The organism is Candidatus Electronema sp. TJ, assembly GCF_048287355.1.
Taxonomy (GTDB): domain Bacteria; phylum Desulfobacterota; class Desulfobulbia; order Desulfobulbales; family Desulfobulbaceae; genus Electronema.
On record NZ_JBLWEP010000040.1, the window covers coordinates 15,265 to 16,950 of the forward strand.

3 protein-coding genes are annotated in these 1,686 nt (G+C 51.2%); all 3 read right to left on the reverse strand.

The window, feature by feature from the left end:
* The coding region (hemE, locus tag ACNKID_RS04880; RefSeq protein WP_417912308.1) for a uroporphyrinogen decarboxylase at positions 1 to 917 on the reverse strand (917 nt) is incomplete at its 3' end.
* Between the two features lie 38 nt (positions 918 to 955).
* Positions 956 to 1,477, reverse strand: coding sequence for a hypothetical protein (locus ACNKID_RS04885; RefSeq protein ID WP_417912309.1), 522 nt, complete (start codon positions 1,475 to 1,477; stop codon positions 956 to 958).
* An 18-nt stretch (positions 1,478 to 1,495) separates the two neighbouring features.
* The coding region (locus ACNKID_RS04890; protein WP_417912310.1) for an SPASM domain-containing protein at positions 1,496 to 1,686 on the reverse strand (191 nt) is incomplete at its 5' end.

Sequence of the window (1,686 nt, forward strand, 5' to 3'; positions counted from 1 at the left end):
GCCCGGCCTTCAACGAGAATGGCCGCAATCCGCTCTTCCAGTTCTTTTTCCGGCAGGAAGAGCGCGACCGGATCGAGATTACCTTGCAGGACATGCTGCTGCGTAATTTTGGCCGCATCGTCCAATTTGATCCGCCAGTCCAAACCGAGCACGTCGGCCCCACTGGTTGTGCTCAGTTCCAGCAACGTCGCGCCGTTGTTGGCAAAGTAGATGATCGGCACATCGGTCATCTGGCGCAGATCGGCGATGATGGACTGCACATAGGGCAGGGCGAAACGTTCAAAATCGCAGGGCGCGAGCACACCCGCCCACGAGTCGAAAATCTGTAAAATTTGCGCTCCGGCCCGCGCCTGCGCTTGCAAATAAACGCTGGTGCAGCGGGTGATTTTCTCCAGCAGGGCGTGATACAGCTCCGGCTGCTGATAGGCCATGCGCTTGGTTTCCAAAAAGACCTTGGACGAGCCGCCTTCAATCAGATAGGTCGCCAAGGTGAACGGCGCGCCGGAAAAGCCAATCAGCGGCACCTTGAGAGCGCGGCGGAGCAGGCGGATGGTTTCCAGTACAAAGGGCAGGCTCTCTTCCGGGTCGGGAATGCGCAGCCGGTCAACGGCGGCCTGTGTTCGCACTGGCTCTGGAAAAACCGGCCCCTTGCTCTCGTGGAATTCGAGCTGAAGGCCCATCGCCTCCATCGGAATCAGAATATCCGAAAAAAGAATGGCAGCATCAAAGCCAAAAATATCAATCGGCTGGAGCGTGACTTCCGTGCACAGCTCCGGGCGTTTGCACAGCTCCAGAAAGCTGACTTTGCCGCGCACGGCCTGATATTCGGGCAGATAGCGGCCCGCTTGGCGCATGAACCAGACCGGCGTGTATTCGGTGCGCTCGCCCCGGCAGGCTTTAAGAAATATATCGTTCATTTTATTAAAATGGATTCAAATTTGTCACTTGGAGCCGATTACACAGAATATACGGCAAAAATTCTATATGGACCTGGTTCTGATTTCTCAAACTTGCCTTCATCCAGGAATTGTTTTGTTTTTTCAAATGATTGCAGCAAGCAGTGTTCGTTTATCTCTATTTCAGACGCAAGATAATTGCATGACAGCGGTGAACATCCAGGGGTTGAATCGAAAGAGAAAGCCACGACATCATAACCCTCAAGTATTTTCGTTTCAGGAATACTTACATTAGTCTCGAAGGACAACTCAGGGGAAAACGGCATCCATATTTTTTCATCCTCATTGTATTCAAACTCATAAACTTCATAGTAAAACATCTTTGCATTCGAGATATCTATAGAGCACTCTCTGGCGATATCATGAATAATTTCTGGAGAGTCAAACAGCCAGTAACCATTATGCCGCCAATAATTTATATAATCAGCAAAATTGTCTGATATACACGTGCTGATCGAATAAATATCTTTCACGCCGTCAGCTTTGATCCAATCTGGATCAGCGGCGACGTGTTTCGCCATGTATCCTGCTGGAGTCATTCAACTCCTCGGCTGATACGCGCAGAACGGCTCCTGCGCCAAATAATCGCCGCTGACCGCATAGGCTCTGGCCCGGCAGCCGCCGCAGACGTTGACGTATTCGCAGCGTCCGCAATTTCCTTTATAGCCCTTGAAATTGCGCAATTCCAGAAAAAGCGGCGACTGCTCCCAGATTTCCTGAAACCGCTGCT